The organism is Neisseria sp. N95_16, from assembly GCF_002551535.2.
GTDB classification, from domain to species: domain Bacteria; phylum Pseudomonadota; class Gammaproteobacteria; order Burkholderiales; family Neisseriaceae; genus Neisseria; species Neisseria brasiliensis.
The window spans coordinates 1-2,250 of the sequence record NZ_PDBT02000132.1; the positions used below are offsets into that span (position 1 = coordinate 1).

The window sequence follows — 2,250 nt, forward strand, 5'->3', positions numbered from 1 at the left end:
AAACTTTTGCTCTGAAATTTTGCTGAACTTTTGATACTTATTTTTTAGTTTCATATTAGGAGCTTATCAGGTTTTTTGATGATTTTGCTTCCTAAGCCCCTATCTTATATGGCACGCCACGATGCAGTGATGCAAGATTTGCAAGATTTGGGGGAGCAACCTGATACCTATAACAAAGCCCTACCACAGGAAATTGGCAATAAAGCCATCGGCTGGCTCTACTGCGCCGAAGGATCTAACTTAGGTGCAGCCTTTCTGTTTAAACACGCGCAAAAACTGGATTACAACGGCGAACACGGCGCACGCCATCTGGCACCACACCCCGACGGCCGCGGCAAACACTGGCGCGAATTTGTCGAGCATTTAAATGCGCTGCCTTTGTCACCAGAAGCAGAAGCAGAAGCCATTCAAGGTGCCAAAGAAGCATTTGAGTTTTATAAAACCGTTTTGCGCAAAACCTTTGGCTTACCCGAAGGCGCAGAAGCACCGGCAGGTTTCCAACCACACCGTCATTAATCAAATTATTGAAGTATCAGGCCGTCTGAATATTCAGACGGCCTGATACTTTTTAAACAGACTCTCAAAGATGCCAACATTGACAAGCCCGATTCGGAAGCGTAGTTTTAAGCCATTGCCACTTGAGGCCGTCTGAAACTTTTCAAAGGACTATCCCATGCAACTCAACGACCCACACTTATTGAAAAACCTGTGTTACATCAACGGCCAATGGTTACCGGCAAAAAGCGGCCAAACCATACTCATCACCAATCCGGCTAATGGGAAAATCGTCGGCGAAGTGCCCGACATGGGCGAACAAGAAGCGCGCGAAGCGGTCGATGCCGCCTATGCCGCGTTGCCCGAATGGTCGGCGCAAACCGCGCAAGAGCGCAGCCGCATTTTGCGCCGCTGGTTTGATTTGATGATGGAACACCAAGACGATTTGGCCATGATTCTGACCATGGAACAAGGCAAGCCTTTGGCCGAAGCGAAAGGCGAAATCGCTTACGGCGCGTCGTATATCGAGTGGTTTGCCGAAGAAGCCAAACGCGTTTATGGCGACACCATTCCGGCGGTATCCGCCGACCAACGCGTGCAGGTCATCCGCCAACCGGTCGGCGTGTGCGCCGCGATTACGCCTTGGAATTTCCCCAACGCCATGATTACGCGCAAAGTTGCCCCGGCGCTGGCAGCAGGTTGCACGTTTGTTATCCGCCCTGCGTCCAAAACGCCGCTTTCTGCGTTAGCGATTATTGAATTGGCCGAACGCGCAGGTATTCCGAAAGGCGTGTTGAACATCATTACCGGCTCATCGCGCGACATCGGCGGCGTGTTGACGCAAGACACACGCGTGCGCAAATTCAGCTTTACCGGCTCGACTGAAATCGGCCGCAAACTGATGGCACAATGCGCCGACAGCGTGAAAAAAATCTCGTTGGAATTGGGCGGCAACGCGCCGTTTATCGTGTTGGACGATGCCGACATCGACGAAGCGGTCAAAGGCGCAGTGGCGAGCAAATTCCGCAATGCCGGACAAACCTGCGTCTGCGCCAACCGCTTTTATGTGCAAGACGGCGTGTATGAAGAATTTGTCGAAAAATTCACCGTCGCCGTGCAAAAACTCACCGTCGGCAACGGCTGGGAAGACGGTACCGACATCGGCCCGCTGATTGATGAAGAAGCGGTGAAAAAAGTCAAAGAATTCATCGATGATGCACAGCAAAAAGGCGGTAAATTATTGTGGGGCGGCGGTTCAGACGGCCTGTTTATGCAGCCTGCCGTATTGCGCGATGCCACGCAGGACATGAAGTTTGCCAAAGAAGAAATCTTCGGCCCGCTCGCGCCGGTGTTCCGTTTCAGCCACGATGAAGAAGCGATCAAATTCGCCAACGACACCGAATTCGGCTTGGCCGCCTATCTCTACAGTCGCGACATCGGCCGTATCACTCACACCCAAGAAGCCTTGGAATACGGCATGGTCGCAGTGAATACCGGCGGTTTATCTAACGTAGCTGCGCCGTTTGGCGGCATCAAACAATCGGGCATCGGCCGCGAAGGCTCGAAATACGGCATGGATGATTATCTGGAAATGAAATACATCGTTACTGCTGGCGTGAGCCGCTAAATATAAACAATCTATTTTTAAGGCCCTTACATTCGCATTTCAAGTGCAACGCTCAAATGCCATTGGCAAGGGCTGCTGAAAACAGATCACCCGGTGTCTCATAGTCCAATGTCTTTCTCGGTCGGCGG

The 2,250-nt window shown here is 51.6% G+C and carries 1 protein-coding gene and 1 pseudogene; both read left to right on the forward strand.

Annotated elements, in window-relative coordinates; all coding sequences use genetic code 11:
* Positions 1-99: 99 nt before the first annotated feature.
* Positions 100-516: pseudogene (locus tag CRG49_RS12700) on the forward strand (biliverdin-producing heme oxygenase); the annotation flags it as partial.
* A 157-nt stretch (positions 517-673) separates the two neighbouring features.
* Positions 674-2,122: an NAD-dependent succinate-semialdehyde dehydrogenase gene (locus tag CRG49_RS12705; RefSeq protein ID WP_095503797.1), complete on the forward strand. Its 1,449-nt coding sequence runs from the start codon at positions 674-676 to the stop codon at positions 2,120-2,122.
* Positions 2,123-2,250: the final 128 nt, after the last annotated feature.

Bases quoted from the DNA above. Each gene is read 5' to 3' on its own strand.
- CRG49_RS12705 (WP_095503797.1), top strand. From the start codon at position 674: ATGCAACTCAACGACCCACACTTATTGAAAAACCTGTGTTACATCAAC.